Genomic DNA, 21,789 nt, shown 5'->3' with positions numbered 1-21,789 from the left:
CGCTTAGTTTAATGAAATGACACAGAATTTTGAACACTACCGCGATGTTTTTTGCCTTGACTCTTTAACCTTAACCATTCGCCAACTTTACTTCTTAGCTGATATTCCACCTTGATAGGTATACACCAGACTGGCACCCAGGGCAAGATCACGAACATTTAGTACGCACTTTAGCATAACTGATTGACCCCGATCTTCAGCTGTGATCAGATACTGGCTTTTACGCGGAGCCAGTTTATGAACATCGATATTTTTGCAGAGCACTTTTCAGAATTAGAAGACCCAAGGCAAGCTGCTAAGGTCGTTTACCCCTTGTTTGACGTAGTGTTTTTAACGCTTTGCGCAGTCATTGCTGGCTGTGAGGGCTGGGAAGATATTGAAGATTTCGGCGAAAACCGCTTTGACTGGCTGCAAGAACATGGCTTTTTTAAACTGGGTTTGCCGGTACACGACACCATCGCGCGGGTGATGTCACTGCTGGACAGCGAGGCCTTACAGCGTTGCTTCGCCAGTTGGATGCAGGCTTGTACAGAGCTTACTGATGGTCTGGTGGTAGCTATCGACGGCAAAACGCTTCGCGGCTCCTACAACCGGGAAGACCGCTGCTCTTCTATTCATATGGTTAGCGCCTTTGCCAGCGCCAATGGTGTGGTAATGGGCCAGGTTAAAACGGACGAGAAGAGCAACGAAATTACGGCGATACCTCAGCTACTTAACTTGCTGGAGCTTAAAGGATGCCTGGTCAGTTTGGATGCAATGGGATGCCAGAAAGAGATAGCGCAGCAGATAGTAGATAAAAAAGCTGATTACCTGCTGACGGTTAAAGGCAACCAAGGTCAACTGCACGATGCAGTGACACAAGTCTTTGCGGGTAAAGTGCACAAAGACAGTGCAGCGCAGTCACTGGAAAAGAACCCTGGGCGCTTGGAGTACCGAGAATTCCAGGTATGTGATGCCAGTGAATTACCGGAAAAACTCAAAGCTGCGTGGCCAGCGCTGACAACCCTTGGCATGGCAACGACTTACCGGGTGGAAAAGCACAAGCGTGCGGTGTTAGAGCAACGTTATTTTATCAGCTCAGCCGACCTTAACGCAGAAAGGCTGTCCCAGGCAGTACGCGAGCATTGGTGTATTGAAAACCAACTGCACTGGGTGCTGGATGTGAGCTTAAGTGAGGATGCGTGCCAGATATACCGTGGTAATGCAGCAGCCAATCTTGCCACGATGCGACACTTCGGCTTGAATATGTTACGCGCTGAGAAGCGGAAAATGAGTATCAGAAGAAAGCAGCGTCAGGCATTGATGAATGAGGCTTATCTTGATGCGGTGTTGGAAGCTGGCATGAGTGTGGTGATTAAATGACCACTCGTAATCTCACCCTGACCTATTTGTGCTTTTGGTGCTTTATTGGTTTATACCACAGAGCTCCGGCAGGGGCAGACAAGTCTGCCCCATTTAGTTTGGCAATATTATGCTTTCAGCGAGCGGGTGCGCCATAGGTAATACACGACGGGTAATACCAACAACGTTAAAATCACAGCACTCACCATTCCGCCCACCATAGGCGCCGCAATCCGGCTAACAACTTCCGCACCTGTTCCGGAACTGAACATAATGGGCAGCAATCCAGCGATAGTGGAGACCGTAGTCATCATTACGGGTCTTACACGAAGTCCCGCGCCCTGTGTCACAGCTTCGAGCAAATCTTCTTTTAATGGTTGCACTCCACGCTCACGACAGGTATCTATCAATTGGTGATATGCTTGGTTAAGATAAGTTAACATGATGATACCTATTTCCACCGTAACCCCCGCCAGTGCAATAAAACCAACCGCAACCGCGACAGAAAAATTATAGCCAAGCAGGTACATCAGCCAGATTGAACCAATTACCGCCAGTGGTAGTGTTCCCAGAATAATGGCTATTTCAGTGAAGTTACGAAAATTCATGTATAACAGAATGATAATGATGGCAAGCGTCAAAGGAACCACATAGGCCAGTTTCTCTTTGGCGCGCAGCATGTATTCGTACTGACCGGACCAGGCCACCGAGTAACCGGCCGGTAAATCCAACTGCTGCTCGACCGTTGCCATGGCCGCTTGTACATAGCTGCCCACGTCCACCCCATCGATATCTACAAAGGTCCAGCCATTCAGCCTGGCGTTCTCGCTCTTGATCGCTGGCGGGCCGTCCTCCACATAGACATTGGCCACATCGGCGAGCGCAATGCGTTGGCCGCTGGGCGTAACGATGGGCAGCAGCGCCAACTGTTCTGGCGAGTCTCGATAGTCCTGTGGGTAGCGCAGATTGATCGGATAACGCTCCAGCCCCTCAATGGTCTGCGCCACATTCATTCCCCCAATGGCCGTGGCTATTACCTGCTGCACATCAGCAATATTGAGGCCATAGCGCGCCGCCTGTGCACGCTGAATATCCACCTTGATGTAACGCCCACCGGCCACCCTTTCGGAATACACCGAGGCTGTGCCGGGTACATCCTTGAGGATCTGCTCTAGTCGCTGACCAATCTTCTGAATTTCTCGCAGATCCTCGCCCGCCACCTTGATGCCTACCGGCGTCTTGATACCGGTGGCCAGCATGTCGATGCGAGTCTTGATCGGCATCACCCAAGCGTTGGTCAGACCGGGGAATTTCACTAGCGCATCCAGCTCCTTCTTGAGCTTCTCCGTGGTCATGCCCTCGCGCCATTCATCTTTGGGTTTGAGCTGAATAAAGGTCTCGATCATGGTCAGCGGAGCGGGATCCGTGGCTGTCTCGGCACGGCCGATTTTGCCAAACACGGTTTTTACCTCAGGCACTGTCGCGATCAGCTTGTCGGTCTGCTGCAACAATTCCCTGGCTTTGCCTATCGAGATCCCCGGATAAGTGGTCGGCATATACATCAGATCACCTTCATCCAGATCGGGGATGAATTCACTACCAATCTTGTTAACCGGCCAGATCCCAACGAGGAAAATCACAACCGCAATGGCAAGTGTGATTTTCGGAAAACGCAATACGGTTTTCAGCAGGGGCATGTACCCGGCAATCAGTAATCGATTAACGGGATTCTTGTTTTCCGCTACCACCTTGCCTCTGATGAAATATCCCATCAAAACCGGCACCACTGTGATAGCAAGCGCCGCACTGGCTGCCATGGCATAGGTTTTGGTAAAGGCCAACGGGCTGAACATCCGGCCCTCCTGGGCTTCCAGGGTGAATACTGGTACAAAGCTCACAGTGATAATAAGCAAACTGAAAAACAGCGCCGGACCGACTTCACTGGCTGACGCCGCCACGATTTTCCAACGGTTCTCTGGCGTCAAGGGCGTACGTTCCATATGCTTATGCATGTTTTCGATCATGACAATCGCGCCATCAATCATGGCGCCTATCGCAATCGCTATACCGCCTAATGACATGATATTGGCATTAAGGCCTTGCCAATACATCACGATAAAAGCCGTAAGAATACCTAGTGGCAGACTGATGACCGCCACCAGTGAGGACCTGACATGAAACAGGAAAATGACACAGATCAACGCCACAAGAGCGAGTTCTTCGACCACACTTTTCCACAAACTGTCAATGGCGCGAGATATCAGCCCTGAACGATCATAAACGGTTACGATCTCCACGCCCTCGGGCAAACCCGCCTTGAGTTTTTCCAGCTTGGCCTTGACCCCATCAATGGTTTTCTGGGCGTTCTCACCGAAACGCATCACCACAATACCGCCCACCACTTCACCTTCGCCGTTCAACTCGGCGATGCCACGGCGCATTTGCGGCCCCAATTCGATATCCGCCACATCCTTGAGCAACAGCGGCGTACCGTTAACATCCAACCCTAACGGAATGTTGGCCAGATCATCGATACTCTGGACGTAACCGCTGGCGCGCACCATGTATTCGGCTTCGGCCATTTCCACCACCGAGGCGCCCACTTCCTGATTACCGCGCTGGATCGCCATCTGAATAAGGGACAGGGGAATACTGAAAGCACGCAGTTTTTCCGGGTTCACTTTCACTTGGTACTGCTTAACCATGCCGCCGAGCGCCGAGACTTCGGAAACACCCGGCACGGTTTGCAGCTCGTATTTCAGGAACCAGTCCTGCAGGCTGCGCAACTGACTGAGATCATGCTTGCCGGTACGGTCCACCAGGGCGTAGAGATAGGCCCAGCCAACTCCGGTAGCGTCCGGCCCCAGTTGCGGCCGAGCACTCGGAGGTAATGTGGGCGCGACCTGAGACAGATACTCCAGCACCCGGGAACGTGCCCAGTAGGCATCGGTATCCTCGTCGAAAATGACATACACAAAGGAATCGCCAAAAAAGGAATAACCGCGCACGGTAACCGCACCGGGTACCGACAACATGGCAGTAGTCAGTGGATACGTGACCTGGTCCTCCACCACCTGCGGCGCCTGCCCAGGAAAACTGGTCTTAATAATGACCTGTACATCGGACAGATCGGGAATGGCGTCCACCGGGGTGTTTTTCAGCGAATAGAGACCTATCCCCACCAGCATCAAAGTAGCCAGCAGCACGAAGAAACGGTTACCGACGGACCAACGGATTATCGATTCAATCATGATTGTGCTCCTTTTGATCGTGACCGCCGTGGTTCATGCCCTGGTGTTCGCTGTGCTCCGGCATCGACATATCACCGTGATCCATACCCTCGTGCTGACCGTGATCCATTCCTGCAGGCATGGCATCATTGCCTTGCTCATTGGGAATATGCACTTGGGTAATCTGGTATCCACCACTGTTGTTATTGGTGATCTGCACATGCAGGCGCATTCCCTGTTTGAGCGCATCCATGTCCACAGCCTCAGCGACGGTGAAATCCATGGTCATGGTGGGCCATTGCCAGTCCGGGATGGCCTCGTGCTCCAGGGTCACCATGCGGTGATCCGGCATCAGGCTGTCGATACGTGCGGCCACCCAGACTGAGCGGGAATCAGCGTCTGCTTCTACTTCTACATCAATTTGTTCGTCCGGCTGATCACGCTGGGCCATGCGCTTGAAGTCCGAGGTCTTGCTGGACTCCGAGTCGATCAGGAACTGCGCGGAGGTCACAATGCGTTCCCCTTCTTTGAGTCCCGACTGAATTTCCACCTGCCGTTCGCCCACACGCCCGACCTCAACGGCCACCGATTTGAATCTGCCATCACCCAGCGCCAACACCACGCGCGCCTGGCTGCCGGTACGGATCAGCGCTTCTCGCGGGATTAACAGTGCTTCAGCCCCCGCCTGGGTCTCAATGACCATCTGCGCGAACATGCCCGGCTTGAGGAAGTCGTCCGGGTTGTCGAAATGCACCCGGATTTGCGCGGTACGTGTCTTGGCATTCAAAGACGGATAGACATAGTCCACCTGGCCCAACCAATCCCGACCGGGCAGGTAATCGAGCCGCATCCGCACCTGGTCGCCGGTCTTGACCAGGCTTGCCTGTCGTTCGAACACCTCACCGATCACCCAGATATGTTCTAGCTGGCCGATACTCATCAGACTCAAGCCAGGCTTGACGAACATGCCCTCACGCACCGCGAGATTGTCCAGTACCCCGGACTGCGGCGCGGCAACGGTGATGGTCTGGCTGACCTTGCGGGTTTTACGCAGCCGGTCGATATCTGCCCGCGGCACCTGCAATGCCAATAACCGTTCCACGGCAGCGCCGATCAACACCGGATTGTCGCGTTTCAACGCCAACAACAATTCCTCCTGGGCGTTGACCAGGGTGGGTGAATAGAGGGTGTACAGGGGGTCGCCCTGTCTGACCGGATCCCCGGCGGCCTTGACATGGAGCTTCTCGATCCAGCCTTCCACGCGCGGGCTGATATGCACCAGCCGGTTCTCATCGTATTGCACGTAACCGACGGTTTTGACATCCAGATCCAGAGACCCGGACCCAACCGTGGCGGTGCGCACGCCGAGATTGTTGACGACCTCGGGCGATATCTTGACGGTGCCGGCTTCATCCTCTCCGGCGGATTTCTCGTACACAGGGATCAGATCCATGCCCATGGGCGATTTGCCAGGCTTGTCGCGCTTGTAGTTGGGATCCATGGGCGCCACCCAGTAAAGTGGCTTGCGTTCACCGCCGGTTGCTGTCATATCCCCCTCATCGGGGTTGCCGAGTAGCCAGACGCCGGATGCGCCGAGCAGCGCGCCGACGGCCGTGCCCAGCAAGGTTTTGGTGAATGTATTCATGTTGAACTCCTTTAAAACGGTTTCGCCGGCCGTGCATCGTCGAACGACGCCTCGGCGAGCAGGTAATTGATTTGGGCGATGGTCTTCTGCCGATCCACGGCAATGGCGAGCGCGTCGACCTTGGCATTCAATTCGGCAATGCGAGCACGCACGGCTTCGGCGAAGTCGCCGTCGTCGTTGTTGTAGGCGGTCAGCGAAGCTTCTGCCTGCTCAGCCATTTGCGGCAGCAGCTGATCGGCGTATAACGCCTGGCGTTCATCAAGACGCGCCAGTTGCACGCTCGCGGTTTCCAGTTCCGCCATCAGCCGACGACCAAGCAAGTGCTTTTCGGTTTTGATGGCCTCGGTTCGATTGACGGCGGCGCTGACTTCCTTGTCCTGCCGGTTACCGGTGAAAAGGGGCAGATCGAAGGTGACGCCAACGGAGAACAGATCGGCCCGGTCGCGTCCCATGGGATCGTTGTCGCGATAGCCGTATTGGGCGGTCAGGCCCCATTCGGGCTTGTATTTCTGTTTTGCCAGATCCACACCGGTTTGCGTGGCGTCGATACGCTGGTCCAGCGCTCGCAACGCGGGATGATGACGGATCCATTCGTAGCGCGTATGCTCGCTGGACTGCTTAATGGTCGGTACCGACAGTGGCCTGGAAAGAGACTGTGTCGGTAGTACCGGAGCCAGAGGGGCAGTGGCAGGCGCACCGATCCATTCGGTCAGACGCTTTTGTGCGGCTTGCTGTTGCTGCCTGAGCATCGTCAGTCTGTCTTCGAGACGAGTCAGCTCCAACTGCGCGCGAATTACGTCCTGCTGACGTGCCCTGCCCAGCGCCGAGGAGTAACCCGCTTTGGCGGCATCCACCAACTGCTCAAACAGTGCGCGATCCTGTTCGATCAGCCGGATACTCTCCTGCGCCTTGAAGACCTCCAGCCACAACTGGCTGACCGTAGCGCCTACCTTGGCCCGACGATCCAGCCTTAGTAAGGGATGCTGCTCGGCTAGCTGCTGCTTTTGTCGGCGGGTGAGCGACAGACTGTCACCCCGGGGAAACATTTGGCTGATCCCCACCGACAACTGAGTCATGCCTTCCTGATTGATGTCAAAAGAATCAACAGGGAAATTGCCGGCCATCAGGCTCATTCGGGGATCCGGCAAAGTCGCCGCGGCTATCGCTTCATCATTGAGAGCTTCCTGAGTGAACTGGCTTCCCGTAAGCCAGGGATCAGCATCTACGGCAAGTGCAACCGCCTGCTCCAACTTCAGTGGCTCAGGAAACGTCTGAGCATACCCAATAACATTGCTGACGCTTAGCGACAAAACGACAAAGAAAGTAACATTTGACAAGTTCATTAGTGCCTCCAAAACAATTTAACAAAAAGCAAACTAACCACTAACGAAGCGACATGCTCTCATTATTAGTGTTAGCAAAATACTTTGCAGTATGCCTTTCTCAAACGTATTAAAATCAAGTGATTTAGGTTATTGGCGGTCTTAATAGCGGAAAATAAGGTGATGGAGGAACTGCTTTATTATCAGCAAAATAAGTTGTGACCGACGTAAATTGCTGGGTGAGCATGCTTACTGGCGGCGGGGAAATTAGCGGAATACCACTAATCATGCAATTTGCATCAAGTTGGCAATCTGTACAACAACCTCGCTCAGACTGGTTGATTAAAAGGTTGTGAAGGATAGCCGAATGCTCTGATTCAGCTTGGTGTTGAGAGGTTGTAGTGGTGTGCACTATCTGCTCAGGAAACATAGTACACGAATCAAAGCCATTGGCTAACGCTTCCCTGGTAAGGAAAGTGATTAATATTAGCCAAAAAAACCATGAAGCTTTACGCAAAACGTTTCTCACTTATAATATGTTTGTACTAATATCAGCGTACCCAATTTCACAAAAGAATTGATATGCAAGCCTGTCCATTTTGTGTTGACGGCTTTATGTGGCGACTCAGGGCCCTATAGATGGCGTATCACCAAATTGATTTTGCCTACGCCGGCGTGATGTTTAAGATCACGCATCTTTAAATTTTAACGTTCAAGACATTATTTTTCGTTTAAATTGCTGTTTTAGCAGTAATGAATTACCAATTACTGATAATGAACTGGCGGTCATTGCCACGACCCCAATCATTGGGTGTAGTAAACCAATCGCAGCAATCGGGATAGCTGCAATGTTATAGGCACTGGCCCAAATCAGGTTTTGCACAATCTTATTAAAGGTCGCCTTTGATAGATGCATCGCATCAACCACGCCAGTTAGCTCGCCCCGCACCAGGGTTACATCGGCCGCTTCGATGGCGACATCAGCTCCTGCGCCAATAGCAATTCCGACATTTGCTTGTTTTAGCGCGGGGGCATCATTAATGCCATCACCCACCATCGCCACATAGTTGCCATATTTTTTTTGAAGTTCGCGCACCGCATCGACTTTGCCGGCGGGCAACACACCCGCCTGCACTTCATCGATACCAACCTCATTAGCCACAGCGCGAGCCGCACGCTCATTATCGCCAGTGATCATCACCACATGCAGGCCCAGCTCATGCATGCCACGAATGGCAGCAACTGACTCCTGTTTGATGGTATCGGCCACTGCGACAACACCGCAGGCTTTACCGTCAACCGCAACCAGCACAGCGGTGCGGCCACGCCCTTCCAGCTCATCTAATGCCTGATCCAGCGCTTGCAGGCCTGTGACGCCCTCTTCATCGAGCAATTTGCGGTTACCTATCAGCACGAACGCACCCGCAACCATGCCAGAAACGCCACGGGCACCGGTAGAGCGAAATTCAGTCACCTCGCCAGGTGTTACATTGCGCTCGCGTGCGCCCTCAACAATAGCCCGGGCAATGGGGTGCTCAGACGCATTTTCTACTGTCGCGGCCCATTGCAGCAATTGTTGTTCGGTCACGCCGTCAGCGGTTGTCAATTCAGTCAGTTTGGGTTCACCACGGGTAATAGTGCCGGTTTTATCCAGTACTATCACTTTAATGTCTTTAAAGGTTTGAATCGCTTCACCGGATCGGATCAAAATGCCGCGCTCTGCACCAATACCTGAACCCACCATCAGTGCCGTCGGGGTAGCCAAGCCTAACGCACAGGGGCAAGCAATAACCAACACGGCAATGGCCGATAGTATCGCCAACACTGTTGTGCTTGCAGTTGGGTCGACCCAGGGTAAAAAGCCGGCCCCCCACTCCAGCATAGGCCGCAAGCTGTCATCAGCCAATAGCCAAACAATCAGGCTGCCGAGCGAAATAAATAACACGATAGGAACAAAGCGGCCAGTCATACGGTCAGCAAATTCCTGAATGGGCACCCGAGAACCCTGAGCCTGTTCCACTAATTTAATAACCTGAGATAAGAAAGTATCGGCCCCCACTTTGGTGACTTTTACCCGCAACCGACCTTCTTTATTAATAGTGGCCCCGATGACGGTGTCGCCGGCGGCCTTAAACACCGGCACTGATTCACCAGTGGCTATCGATTCGTCCAGATGGCTCTCACCATCCAGTACTTCACCGTCTGTTGGTACCTTATCACCAGGACGGATCAGCATCACATCGCCAGGCTTTAACTCCTTGACCGGTATCTCCAGCTCTGCGCCGTCTCGTTCAATGCGAGCGGTTTTAGCTCCCATAGTCAATAACTTACGGATAGCCTGAGAGGCTCGACCCTTCGCCTTGGCTTCCAGAAAACGTCCCAGCAAGTGAAAGGTCATGATGGTGGCAGCCATTTCCATAAATGAAGTCATCGAATAAAAAAAGCCAGCCAACCCAATGATGTAAGGCGGAATGCTACCAAGCGAGATCAACACGTCCATATTAAAGGTGCCATTGGTCAGTGAACGCCAGGTAGATTTGTGAGTTGCAGCACCGCCAAACAGAAATACCACTGGAAATGCCAGAACTGCAACAATTGCAAGGTAGCCGGGGATGGGTTGCCAGAACATATGAGGCACCATCAGCAGCATAATCAGTGTTGTTGGAACCGAGGCTATCCACAATCGCTTGTGGGCTTGTGTTAAATAAGCCTGCTCAATTTCGATGTCCTGATCTGATTCATCATTATCAGCCGCGGACAACTGCACCACGTCATATCCCGCCTTTTCTACTGCTTGTTTAAGTTGTTCAGCATCTGGCCCACCATCATTCACCGTTACGTATACTTTGTGGCTGGCAATACTCGTTTCTATGTCCTCTATGCCTTGCAGCCGCTGTAATGATTCGCGCACAATTCCCGCACAGTGATCTGAGCCCATACCAGGCACAATCAACTGTACTTTTTTCCCTGAACCAAAGTTTGTGGCAGATGCAACATCATATCCCGCTTTTTCAATGGCGCCGCGAAGCTGAGCCAAAGTTAACACGTTGGCGTCATAGTGAGCTTCGACCCGATGCGCTGCAATATTAGTGGTAATTTCACCGATACCACCCAAGCGATTTAAAGATGTTTTCACTATGCCGGCACAGTGATCCGACCCCATGCCAGGCACCGTAAACCTTGCCAAACTTTTGTTATGCTGCATTGCACTGCTCATTACGTTTCCTATTGTTTAGAATGTGCAGACTGCTTTTTTCCTTCCTCTACGCCACGGCGATAAGCATCTTCTGCATCCCTATGTGTATGGTCTTGATGATGCCCTTTATGCATAAATACATGCATCAGCGGACACAGCAACAAAATCAGATAAGGTAAATAGGGCAGAAGGTGGCTACCATGCTCAACTAACAAAAAATAAAGCGCGGCTACAACTAAAATAACAACCGTTAGACCATGCAAACCTTTCCAGTTTCCGGCTTTAATTGCCATGATAACTCTCCCTTTGTTGCCGTTGTGAAAGTATATACAATATGTCCGCTTAGTCATTAATCCAGATCAATGATTTGGCTAATACGGAATAAAGGTGGCAGTCAAGAGGCAATATTCATACCTGCGCCTTCGGCTTGGTCATCGGCATCACTATATGCGGTAACAAAAAGTTGAAACAAAAATGCGCTTGTCGAAGCGGATATCACCAATCACAGTGAACAGCTCACAGACGCAGGAAGAAATTCTGGCAGCACTGGAAGAAATTGGTTACCCAGCAACGCCGGCAGCGTCAGTAGCGTCGTGTTGCAATGCTGAAATGAACTGCAAGTCAGCAAAAATGGCGGACTAACATTTCGCTGTGGTAAGCCGTGCGGCAGGTTGCAAGCCTGACCGCACTGCTCATAGTACTAATTTAGCTAAAACAGTGATTTAGTTGTCATTACAGCACCGCGTAGCAGCAAGGATTGACACTACACTACTTACTGCATGGCAGCATCGCTGATGTGGGCGTAGACGCTGGCGCTGCCATCTTTGTTTAGCAGCAGAATGTCGTACGGCATAAAGCGGTCTTCGACCTCCATGCCCGGTGAGCCGAGCGGCATCGCCGGTACACTCAGGCCAATCGCATCCGGGTGCGACTCAGCGAGGAATTGCCGGATGTATTTAGCAGGGATATGGCCTTCAAAAGCATAGCCCTGCTCCGATACGGCGGTGTGACAGGAATAATACTGTGGTGAGATACCGTAGCGGGCTTTAATGCCACTTAAATCATCATAATTTTTCGTGTGTGCAACCACTCCCTGCTGTTCAAGGTGCGATACCCACTTTTTACAGCAACCGCAGCTTGGCGTTTTGTATACCGTGAGGGTTAGTGCTGCTGCACTGTCGGGCACAGCTGTAGTTTCCGGTTTAGCCGGGTCGGCGTCTTTACAGCCGGCCAGTAACGCAGTAGCTACCAACACAACCGCTGCCAGAGTTAGCTTCATAGTGATCTCCTGCTGTTGTCTTAGTGCGACCAGTGCACATGCACGATCTTCCAACCGGCGCCTGTATCTACCAGCACCAGCGTTTCTTTACTGATAACGTCAACCGGCTTGCCTTTATAGTCGCCAGTCAGTTGGCTACGGCTAACCGAATAGGCCACCTTGCCCAGCACCTTGGTCTGATGCTCTAACGTTTCAGATTGCACTGCCGCCATAAACTTCATATCGGCCAGCATATGATGGCTGGCATACTCATCAGCCGAGCGCTCAACACCGTTGCCTTCGACAATCAGCACGTCATCGGCCAGCATGGCGCGAGCAGCAGCGGCATCGCCAGATCGTAACGCCTGATGAAATGCTTTTACCGCTTGCGCTGGCGCTGTATTTTCGCCGACAAACAAGGCAGGGGTGTTAGGCTTTTCATTGCCATGTGCCAGCGCACCAGCGGATGACAACAACGCCATGCCTAAGGTGATAACAGCTAAGGTTTGGATTTTTTTGCTTAATATCATAGGTATCCTGTTGTCATTATTTGGATAAAGCTGACTTATCTTGCTAAGCCAACTACAGTGGTAAAGCTGCTGCAGGTTACCAGTACCAATAACGCCAACAGCATTTCGATAAAAATAGATCTTGCCAGCAACCGGCTGTTCTGATGCTGCGCCAACGCTTTCACCAGATTAAATTTATGCCAGGCGGCCAGCAGTAACATGGCCGCGACCAACATCAGCTTAAACAACATTAAACGGCCATAGTCGCTGACAAACAACGCACTGGGCGAGTCAAGCAGTTGCAGTAAGATCAGCACGCCACAGCTGATCAGCAATACCAGCAGATAGAGCGCAACCTGGCCAAACTGCTGCATCAGCGCCTGCAGCCTGTCTGGTGCTAAGCGATAACAGCTTTGCCATAGCGGCAGCAACGCGCCTACCCAGGCCGAAATTGCCAGCACATGCAGCGTCAGTAACAGTGGCCACAGGCCTGCCAAACTGGCAACATGGCCGGTTTGGCTGAAACTGGCGGCCAGCAATAACGCGGCCAGGCTAACTACCGCAATGCTCACTACCGCTTTGCCGCTGTGTTTAACGCGCCGGGCCCAAAGCCACAGCGCTGCATAACCGCATAACCATAAAAGCAGCTGGGTGCGCATTGCCGATTGCCAAACCATCTGTAGCATCAGCCTGTCGGCCATGCCAGCTACGCCTGTTTCGGCCAGCGCACCAGCCTGCAGCGGCAGATACAGTAACGCCAGCACCATACCTGCGGCCGACCACCCCAGTACAAGGCGTTTTAACCACAGCCGAAAGGCAAGGCTATCAGACTGTGGCTGAGCCAGCGCCGGCAACTGCAGCAAAAACGCCGCACCAATACTGCCGCTAACCGCTAAATAACTCAGCAGCTTGTGGGCGAATAAGGCTAATACCCAGGTATCGCTAAACATCGCCAATCTCAAGCCATCTAGTGCTGATGCGCGTGCGCGCTATCAGCTTTCACCCCGGCGTCAGCGCCGGCGTGGAGCATAAAACTGAAATCACCTTTCATTTTATGACCGTCTTCGCCCAAACCTACCCAGTTAACCTGATAACTACCGATCTCCAGCACTGGCAACGGCCAGCTAAACTGCGTGGCGACAGCGGTGGGCGTAAAGCCAAAATCGACAGTGTTACCGTTATCGTGCAACAGCGTGACTTTCGTCAGCCGGATCGGGCCACTAAAGCTGATACTGAGTACATCCGGTGCCTGCATTAGCATGGCGTTATCCGCCGGCACCGAGCCGCTTTGTTTAACATGCGCCAGCACAGGCCCGGCAAACGCCAAACAGAGCAGAGTAAGCAGCGGGATTAATTTTTTCATGTTGATCACCTTATTTATTAAAACCCTGATCTATTAAAACCAGAAACGCACACCGGCAACCCAGGATGTTTCTGCTGTCGATGCATCCTGCAGGCGGGCAAAATCTGCCGTGTTACCATATTTGTTATGCCACTCTACCCCGACATAGGGTGCGAACTGGCGGGAGAATTCATAGCGCAGCCGAAGCCCTGCCCCCAGTGAAGACAGGCCTTTACCCAGCTGATTGACCTCATCGTCTTTGCCATAGGCTGTCAGCTCCGCCCGGGCCTGCAGGATCAGGCGCTGCGTTAACAGCAGCTCATATTCCGCTTCGGCACTTAACGCGGTGCGACCACCAGTGCCCAGATAAGCCGTGACATCCACTTCAAACCAGTACGGCGCCAAACCCTGCACACCCAATGCTAACCACTGCCGGTTGGTGCCATCGGCAACCTGATCCAGGCGCAGCCCAAGCTGACCATCCCAATAGGCTGCTATCGCGTGGCTCCATAACAGCTCGGTGCTGCTCTCTTCCAGCTTGCCGTCACTGACTTCAGCTTCGGTTTTCAGCACCAACCGATCATAGGTCGTACCATACCAGGCTTGCAGCTCCAGTTCGCCAGCTTCACTGTCGGCATTGTATTCCAGCCGATCGCCCAGCACGGACCACTGTGGATGTTCAACGCCGTGCTTTAAATGGCGTGAATCGGCCATGCCATAGGGCCCGTCAGTCAGGGTGTAGCCGTTGGAGTAGGCATGTGGATCGCGGGCATTAGCCGGCGCCTTACCACCTTGCATCTGCATATCGGCATGGTTCATCGTGCTGTGATCCATACTGCTGTGATCCACGGCCTGCTCAGCATGGGTCATTTCACTATGGTTCATCTCGGTATGATCCATTTTGCTATGGTCCACTTCGCTGTGGTCCATCTGGCTATGGTCTACGGCCTGCTCAGCGTGGCCCATTTTACTGTGGTCCATGCCGCTATGATCCATCTGACTGTGATCCATGTCACTAGGGTTCGTCTGGCTATGGTCAACCGCCTGCTCAGCGTGGTTCATCTTGCTATGATCCATTTTGCCGTGGTCCATTTTGCTGTGGTCCATGCCACTGTGCGTTGGTACCGGCGGTTTCTCAGTGGCGTTCTGCGCTGCCACGCCAGGGCTGAGCGCCACAGTACAGGCCAGCGCCAGCAGCGACAAGGTTAGCGTTACGTTGGCTGTTTTCATGACACCACCACTTCTCTGAACATACCCGCATCCATATGGAACAATAAATGACAATGCCAGGCCCAGCGCCCGACATCATGCGGCGTGGTTAAAAAGCTGATGCGCTGCGCCGGTTGCACCGGAATGGTATGGCGGCGTACCTGTACGGCACCGCTGTCACTTTCCAGATCACTCCACATACCGTGCAAATGCATCGGGTGGGTCATCATGGTGTCGTTTTGCAAGATCACCCGGATACGCTGATTGTGCTTCATATGCACCGGTGTGCTTTTACTGAACTCTAAGCCATCGAATGACCAGGTGTAGCGCTCCATATTGCCGGTCAGATGCAGCTCAATTTCCGCCTCCGGACCGCCCGGCTCAATAATACCGTCCAGCGAATGTAAATCGGCCAGGGTCAGCGCGCGCCGCCCGGTATTGCGCAAACCAATGCCCGGATCGTCCAGGTTGGTTCTTGGCATATCCACCCGCATATCCACCGACGGGCCATACTCGGTGCTGGCATGACGCACAGTTGAACTGGCTTTGGCATAAGGCACCGCCGGGCCATGCTGACTGTGATCGATAGCCATAGCACCATGCTGGCTATGATCCATACTGCTGTGATCTGCAGCATCGTGAGCCATACCGCTATGACCGCCGGTATTGCCATGGTTCATATTGCCCATCATGTCAGCCATCGTCAGCCATTCCACCGGATCCAGCGCCGGCACAGGCGCATGCAAGCCCTCAGCCACGGCCAGGGTACCGCGGGCATAGCCACTGCGGTCCATACTCTGGGCAAAAATGGTGTAGGCATCCGCTTGCGGCGATACGACAACATCATAGGTTTCGCCCGGGCCAAAGCGGAACTCATCCACCGTTACCGGGTGCACATTCTGGCCGTCAGCCTGCACCACAGTCATTTTCAGCTCGGGAATACGCACATCAAAAAAGCTGTTGCTGGAGCCATTGATAAAACGCAGCCGCACACGCTCACCGCGCTTAAATAAGCCGTGCCAGTTTGCCAGCGGCGAACTGCCATTCATTAAATACGTAAAAGTGGCCGCGGAGATATCCGCCAAATCGGTGGGGTTCATCCGCATTTGCTGCCACATCTGGCGTTTCGCCAGTGCCGCGTCCAGCCCTCTGTCAGTGATATCGCGCAGCATGTCCTGCACCGTTGGCTGATTAAAATTATACAAATCACTTTGTACTTTTAATTTGCGAAACACAGTGTGTGGATCTTCATCGGTCCAGTCAGATAGTTGCACCACATATTCGCGGTCAGCTTGGATAATATCCTGCTCTTTTGGCTCAATGATCAGCGCGCCATACATGCCGGTCATTTCCTGAAAGCCACTGTGCGAGTGATACCAGTAAGTACCGCTTTGCTTTAGCGTAAAACGATAGACAAAGGTTTCACCGGGCATAATGCCTCTGAAGCTCATGCCGGGTACGCCGTCCATCTGGTACGGCAGAATGATACCGTGCCAGTGAATTGAGCTCGGCACAGATAAGGTATTGGTTACCCGTATGGTCACGTCATCGCCTTCTCGCAACCGTAACGTCGGTGCCGGAATCGAGCCGTTGATGGTGGTGGCTTTGCTAACCATGCCGGTAAAATTTACCAGCGCTTCGCCGATGGTTAAATCAATCACGTTACCGCTGAGCTCAGTGGCATAGCCGGTAAAGGCATTATCTTTAAAGGCGCTACCCGCCCTGACGATATGCGGAAAAGTGGCCAGCACGCCGCCCACCGCCAGCCCCTGCACAAACCGGCGCCGTGACACAGATAGCGGCATCATGGTTTTGGCTTTTGTCATCTGGAACCTCCAATACATTTTGTATGCTAAGCAGTATAGTGTACGAAACTGTCAGCAGCATGACCTGAACATGACAAAGTTGTAATCTTAGCGTCATGTTGCTGTGCGGCGGTTTATGGCGTAATACTGCCAGAGCTATGCCAGATCCATGTTTGGGGAGAACAAGGTGCGTTTGCTGATTGTAGAAGATGAACAAAAAACCGGTGACTATTTAAAGCAAGGCCTGAGCGAAGCCGGTTTTCAGGTGTCACTGGTCAGAAATGGCCTGGACGGTCATCATCTGGCGATGACAGAAGATTTCGATTTAATCATGCTGGATGTGATGCTGCCGGACGTCAGCGGCTTACGTATTGTTCAGGCGCTAAGAGAAAATCATAACCATACGCCGGTACTATTTCTGTCGGCCCGCGACAGTGTCGACGACCGGGTGAAAGGCCTGGAGCTTGGCGCCGACGACTACCTGATCAAACCCTTTGCTTTCTCAGAGGTGCTGGCACGGGTCAGAACCCTGCTACGGCGTGGTCAGGCCGCACCGCAGTCAGAATTATTACAGGTTGCCGATTTACAACTGGATATTGCTAAGCGTAAAGCTAGTCGTAGCGGTGCCAAAATAGCGCTGAGTAATCAGGAATTTAGTTTGCTTGAACTGCTAATGCGCCGCCGTGGTGAAGTACTGCCGCGCTCGTTAATCGCCTCGCAGGTATGGGATATGAATTTTGACAGCGACACCAATGTGATTGACGTTGCTATTCGCCGCTTGCGCGCCAAAATTGATGACGGCTTTGCGGCAAAACTGATCCATACCGTGCGCGGTATGGGCTATAAACTGGACGATGAGCAATCTGATGCATAACGCTGGCACACGCCCCCTGTCGATCACCGTTCGCGTGGTGCTTTTTGTCGCGCTGACCATTTCGGTTTGCCTGTTTTTCGTGCAGCAATTGCTACTGAGCTCAGTCGAACATCACTTTATCGAGCAGGATGTCGACGAATTAGCTGTGATCCTGCATGCGGTTGAGCACACGATGACTGCCGGGCAGAACGGCCAGCAACAGCCGGCGCAGACGCTCTCCAAAGCGGTATCGGGCCATCACGGTGTTTACTATCAGGTGATGGATAGCCAGAACCGCTTACTGTACCGCAATGCCGACGTTGACTTAAGCCTGCTGGCTGCCAACACTCCGGCCAGTGCCGACTATAATGCCAAAGCCATCCACAATTGGCAGCTGGACGGCAAAGCCTATCGCGGCGTGTTCAGCCTTTTCACCACGGCAGATCAGCAGTATCAGGTGATTGCCGCTATCGACATCAGTTTTCATGAACATTTCTTGGCGCAGTTACAGCGTAGCCTGGGGCTGATTTTACTCGGCTCTGCACTGCTCACCTTGCTGGCGGCCTGGCTTGCAGTGCACCAGGGGCTAAACCCACTTCGGGGTTTAAGCGCGCAAATGCGTGATATTCAAACCAATAAACTGGATATTCGCTTATCACCGGGCGAGGTCCCGGCCGAGCTGCGGCATATGGTGCAGTCTTTTAATCTGATGTTAGACCGACTGGAGCAAGGGTTTACCAAGCTGTCGCACTTTAGTGCCGACATTGCGCATGAGCTACGAACACCGCTGACCAATATGATCACGCAAACCCAGGTTAGTTTATCGCGCGCGCGCAGCGCCGACGAGTACCAGAATCTGCTGTTCTCCAATCTGGAGGAGCTGGAGCGGCTGAATAAAATGATAAGCGATATGTTGTGGTTAGCGAAAAGCCAGAACGGTTTACTCACACTGCAAAAGCAAACGTTAAATCTGGTGGACGAAATTCAGGCGATTTTTGACTTTTTTGAAGCCCTTGCTGAAGAGTCTGGTGTTAGTTTGCATTTTTCCGGTCCGGTAATTTTGGTGCAGGCTGATCGCACCTTACTGCGACATGCTTTAACCAATCTGCTGTCAAACGCATTGAGATACACTGCTCAGAGCCAAAGCATTACAGTAACAACAGCACTGGCATCACCAGACTCGATCACTATCAGCGTCGAAAATCCTGGACCGCCTATTCCTCCGGAACATTTACCGTATTTATTTGAGCGCTTTTATCGTGCAGATCAATCAAGGCAACGGCATAGTGAAGGTGCCGGTTTAGGGTTGGCTATTACCAAAGCCATTGTGGAAGCACACGAAGGACAAATTAATGTCGAATCAGATTTAGAGAGCACGCGTTTTGTGATCAGACTTAAAACAGCCTGATCACAGCTTCAAAGTAAAAACTGCGCGGAATCGTCCCACGCAGTTCCGTTTTAGCTAGCTAAATTCATCAAAGGCAATATTACTTTCTGGCACACCTTTGTCGCGCAGCAACCGAATAGTGTCATCCATTAAGCCTTTAGGCCCACACAAATAAAACTCAGGTTCACCTTGCTCAACCACATTCTGCCAGTTTAACGCCAGCACGTGCTGAGCATAGCCAGTCGCACCAAGCCAGCCTTTGTCCGGTCGTGACAACACCGGGTAGTAATGAAAATGCGGATACTGCTTCGCCAACTCATAAAAGTAATCAACGTAAATCACATCATTTTCGTTGCGAGCGCCGTAAAAGAAATGCAGCGGGCGTGGTGGCTTATCACCTTTATTATTCCGATGCAGTGCTAACTGTTCTTCGATCAGCGCTTTAAGTGGCGCCATGCCTGAACCTGCGCCAACCAGTACCATTGTCTTATCGCTACCGGGGCTAGCGTAAAACTCTTCAAAAGGCCCCAAGGCCTCAACCCGGTCGCCAATGCGTAAGTTACCCAGATAGTTCGAACCGATACCGGGTAGTACGGACGGGTTCTTAGCACTTTGTAGTTTAATGACAAACACTAACTCGTTTGTCGTATCATCTATGCCAGCCAAGGAATAGCTCCTGCTACAGGCACCGTGTTGATAGTTTAATCGGTCAATATGCTGCCAGTCCTGTTGTAGCAACTCAGGCACATCCAAGGGCACCGAACAGCCACTTGCCTCAGGGATAAAGAAGCGCATAAATGCACCAGCTTTATATCGCATAGGAATCTTCGATTGAGTAGTAAAGCGCAACTCTTTAATAAAAGGGCTTAAAAATTTACTGCTAACTAATTCCAACTGGTACTTCTTCGCATCAGTTATGTCCATTAATGTCATATGTTCAACATCATCACTGAAGTGCTGACAAGCCAACCGGTAACCCTGTTCTAGTTCGAAGGCACTAAAATGCTGCAGATCCGCAGCGGTAGATTTAACATTTTGATTTATCATAATGCGGCATCGACCACAGGTACCGCCACCGCCACAAGTTGAAGGCAAGATAATATTGTGCTCAACCAAACCATCTAATAAATTTTTATGATTGGAAAAAGCCACCTGTCCCAGACTTTTTTGGTTACGGTCAAATAACTTAACGGTGGTTTTGCGAGCAAACAGCTTAATTTTATACTGGCCGCGTAGAGCCAGATCTATGGTCCAGACTAGACCTGTACCGCTAAGCCATAGGGCAATAAAGGCAAACACTATCATTAGCGCGCTGTTAAAACTGCCTTCATTGGCATAATCCATAAAATGCAGTTTCAGGAAAAAGTCGGCCAGGCGTTTATCATCATCACTGTGACCGGCAATACGGCCTGAATCGGCCTCAACATAAACGCTGGTGTTAATTTCATCGGCAAAGTTTACCTGCCACACAGGATTCTTTTGTTTGAGTAAATCGGCAATCGGTGGCTGCAGCAATGTTGCAGACACAATTTCTCCCGGTCCGTTATAGGATGCGCTGGCCAACTGTTTAGCAAAATCAACATCAAGCGTCACTGGCAAACCTGTCCGCGCATCGACTAAACTGTGTTTGTTGACAAAGTTAGCGTACAAACCGCGCTGATGGTTAAGCAAATAATAGGGTTTTTGCGCTAACTCAATTAACGACAGCGTGGTGCTGGGTGCATATTGCCGTAGCACGTCGGCTGGCTCCTGCAACGCCAGCGTATTCCAGGCCAGCGACGGATGCTGATGCACTTTGTAAGTGTGTCCTGCCGCTTTGGTATGATCCATAAAGTTGAAGTACATGCCACTACCCAGCCAGATAAGAAACTGAACACCGACGATAACGGAGGCCCATTTATGGATTTTTCTGACCAAATTCATCGTGCTACTCCTGCTACGTGACTGTCATTGCTATCAGGAGCAAGTAATGCTTCATCTGCTTTGCGAAACACGCGGAAATAGGCCAGCACTAGTCCCAGTACCGAGGCTAAAATGCCTAACATGGTGAACCAGAACAACAGGCTGTTATCAATATCTGCACCATCGTCATAATCCATCACATGAAAGCGGAACATCCAGTCAAACAGGCGCCAGAAACTATGCCGTTTACCAACCAATAATCCCGTCTCAGCAGACACATAAATTGCCGGGGCGCCGAAGTCCGTGAAATTTACCCTCCAAGCTGGCATGACCGCAGGATTGAGCTCAAACGGGGCGTTTTCACTTATCAACTCAGCACTTTCGACTGTGCCTGCACCGCTATAATAGAAGCGGGCAGCTTTTTCTGCCTGAGCCTGGTCTAACGGCGGCATTACAGCGCCGCTACTGGCATCAATGGCTAACTTTTGTTCTTCCAGTGTAAAACGATATACAACCTTATCCAGATAACGCCCCAAGGAAATGGCTTTTGCCTGCGGATAGTGTTGTAACAAACTTTGCAGTGAGTAGGTGACCTGCTGTGGATCGATTTTATCCTGTTCATTATTAACCAAAGTATCGCCATGGATATAATCAATATCCAAAAACACCATATAGGCCCCGGTTACCGACCAAACCATAAACTGCAGGCCAATAAACGCCATCAGCCATTTATGGTATTTTCTGCTGATTTTCAGCAGCCGCATTGATTTATTCATTATCAGCCCTCTAG

The 21,789-nt window shown here is 51.8% G+C and carries 16 protein-coding genes; 3 read left to right on the top strand and 13 right to left on the bottom strand.

Going from position 1 to position 21,789, the window contains the following annotated elements; genetic code table 11:
• Positions 1-237: 237 nt before the first annotated feature.
• Complete coding sequence (locus RNAN_RS17390; RefSeq protein ID WP_008224229.1) at positions 238-1,362, top strand: ISAs1 family transposase; 1,125 nt, start codon at positions 238-240, stop codon at positions 1,360-1,362.
• A 107-nt stretch (positions 1,363-1,469) separates the two neighbouring features.
• Here RNAN_RS17390 and RNAN_RS17385 read toward each other — a convergent pair whose 3' ends face one another.
• From RNAN_RS17385 to RNAN_RS17335, 11 genes are all read right to left on the bottom strand, one after another.
• A complete protein-coding gene (locus RNAN_RS17385; RefSeq protein ID WP_008224228.1) occupies positions 1,470-4,592 on the bottom strand; it encodes an efflux RND transporter permease subunit in 3,123 nt (1,040 codons plus the stop codon).
• Positions 4,585-6,216 carry an efflux RND transporter periplasmic adaptor subunit gene (locus RNAN_RS17380; protein ID WP_008224226.1) on the bottom strand — a complete coding sequence of 544 codons (1,632 nt, stop codon included), beginning with the start codon at positions 6,214-6,216 and terminating at the stop codon, positions 4,585-4,587. The genes RNAN_RS17385 and RNAN_RS17380 overlap by 8 nt, the downstream gene beginning before the upstream one ends.
• Before the next feature lie 11 nt (positions 6,217-6,227).
• Positions 6,228-7,559 (bottom strand): TolC family protein, encoded by a 1,332-nt coding sequence (locus RNAN_RS17375; RefSeq protein ID WP_008224224.1) that lies wholly within the window; start codon positions 7,557-7,559, stop codon positions 6,228-6,230.
• Positions 7,560-8,250: 691 nt separating this feature from the next.
• Complete coding sequence (locus RNAN_RS17370; protein WP_008224221.1) at positions 8,251-10,755, bottom strand: heavy metal translocating P-type ATPase; 2,505 nt, start codon at positions 10,753-10,755, stop codon at positions 8,251-8,253.
• An 8-nt stretch (positions 10,756-10,763) separates the two neighbouring features.
• Complete coding sequence (locus tag RNAN_RS17365; protein ID WP_008224219.1) at positions 10,764-11,027, bottom strand: DUF2933 domain-containing protein; 264 nt, start codon at positions 11,025-11,027, stop codon at positions 10,764-10,766.
• A 479-nt stretch (positions 11,028-11,506) separates the two neighbouring features.
• On the bottom strand, positions 11,507-12,013 hold the full coding sequence (locus RNAN_RS17360) for a DUF411 domain-containing protein (protein ID WP_008224214.1): 507 nt from the start codon (positions 12,011-12,013) through the stop codon (positions 11,507-11,509).
• A 20-nt stretch (positions 12,014-12,033) separates the two neighbouring features.
• Positions 12,034-12,522: a YybH family protein gene (locus RNAN_RS17355; protein ID WP_008224212.1), complete on the bottom strand. Its 489-nt coding sequence runs from the start codon at positions 12,520-12,522 to the stop codon at positions 12,034-12,036.
• Positions 12,523-12,557: 35 nt separating this feature from the next.
• Positions 12,558-13,451 (bottom strand): CopD family protein, encoded by an 894-nt coding sequence (locus RNAN_RS17350; protein WP_008224210.1) that lies wholly within the window; start codon positions 13,449-13,451, stop codon positions 12,558-12,560.
• A 17-nt stretch (positions 13,452-13,468) separates the two neighbouring features.
• Positions 13,469-13,864, bottom strand: coding sequence for a copper resistance CopC family protein (locus RNAN_RS17345; protein ID WP_008224208.1), 396 nt, complete (start codon positions 13,862-13,864; stop codon positions 13,469-13,471).
• 33 nt (positions 13,865-13,897) lie between these two features.
• Positions 13,898-15,073, bottom strand: a complete 1,176-nt coding sequence (locus RNAN_RS17340; protein ID WP_008224202.1) for a copper resistance protein B — start codon at positions 15,071-15,073, stop codon at positions 13,898-13,900.
• A complete protein-coding gene (locus tag RNAN_RS17335; RefSeq protein ID WP_008224201.1) occupies positions 15,070-16,878 on the bottom strand; it encodes a copper resistance system multicopper oxidase in 1,809 nt (602 codons plus the stop codon). Before RNAN_RS17335 ends, RNAN_RS17340 begins: the two co-directional genes overlap by 4 nt.
• A 166-nt stretch (positions 16,879-17,044) precedes the next feature.
• Here RNAN_RS17335 and RNAN_RS17330 point away from each other — a divergent pair, with 166 nt between their 5' ends.
• Positions 17,045-17,731: a heavy metal response regulator transcription factor gene (locus RNAN_RS17330; protein WP_008224199.1), complete on the top strand. Its 687-nt coding sequence runs from the start codon at positions 17,045-17,047 to the stop codon at positions 17,729-17,731.
• The gene (locus RNAN_RS17325; protein WP_040552517.1) at positions 17,724-19,118 is read left to right on the top strand and encodes a heavy metal sensor histidine kinase; all 1,395 of its coding nucleotides are present in this window, start codon (positions 17,724-17,726) and stop codon (positions 19,116-19,118) included. The genes RNAN_RS17330 and RNAN_RS17325 overlap by 8 nt, the downstream gene beginning before the upstream one ends.
• Positions 19,119-19,172: 54 nt before the next feature.
• Here the strand turns inward: RNAN_RS17325 and RNAN_RS17320 are convergent, their stop codons facing one another.
• Complete coding sequence (locus RNAN_RS17320; RefSeq protein ID WP_008224197.1) at positions 19,173-21,020, bottom strand: 2Fe-2S iron-sulfur cluster-binding protein; 1,848 nt, start codon at positions 21,018-21,020, stop codon at positions 19,173-19,175.
• The gene (locus RNAN_RS17315) at positions 21,017-21,775 is read right to left on the bottom strand and encodes a PepSY domain-containing protein (RefSeq protein WP_008224194.1); all 759 of its coding nucleotides are present in this window, start codon (positions 21,773-21,775) and stop codon (positions 21,017-21,019) included. The genes RNAN_RS17320 and RNAN_RS17315 overlap by 4 nt, the downstream gene beginning before the upstream one ends.
• Positions 21,776-21,789: the final 14 nt, after the last annotated feature.

The sequence above is a fragment of the Rheinheimera nanhaiensis E407-8 genome, assembly GCF_000296695.1.
Taxonomy (GTDB): domain Bacteria; phylum Pseudomonadota; class Gammaproteobacteria; order Enterobacterales; family Alteromonadaceae; genus Alishewanella; species Alishewanella nanhaiensis.
This window is presented reverse-complemented; position numbering and strand designations above follow the sequence as displayed.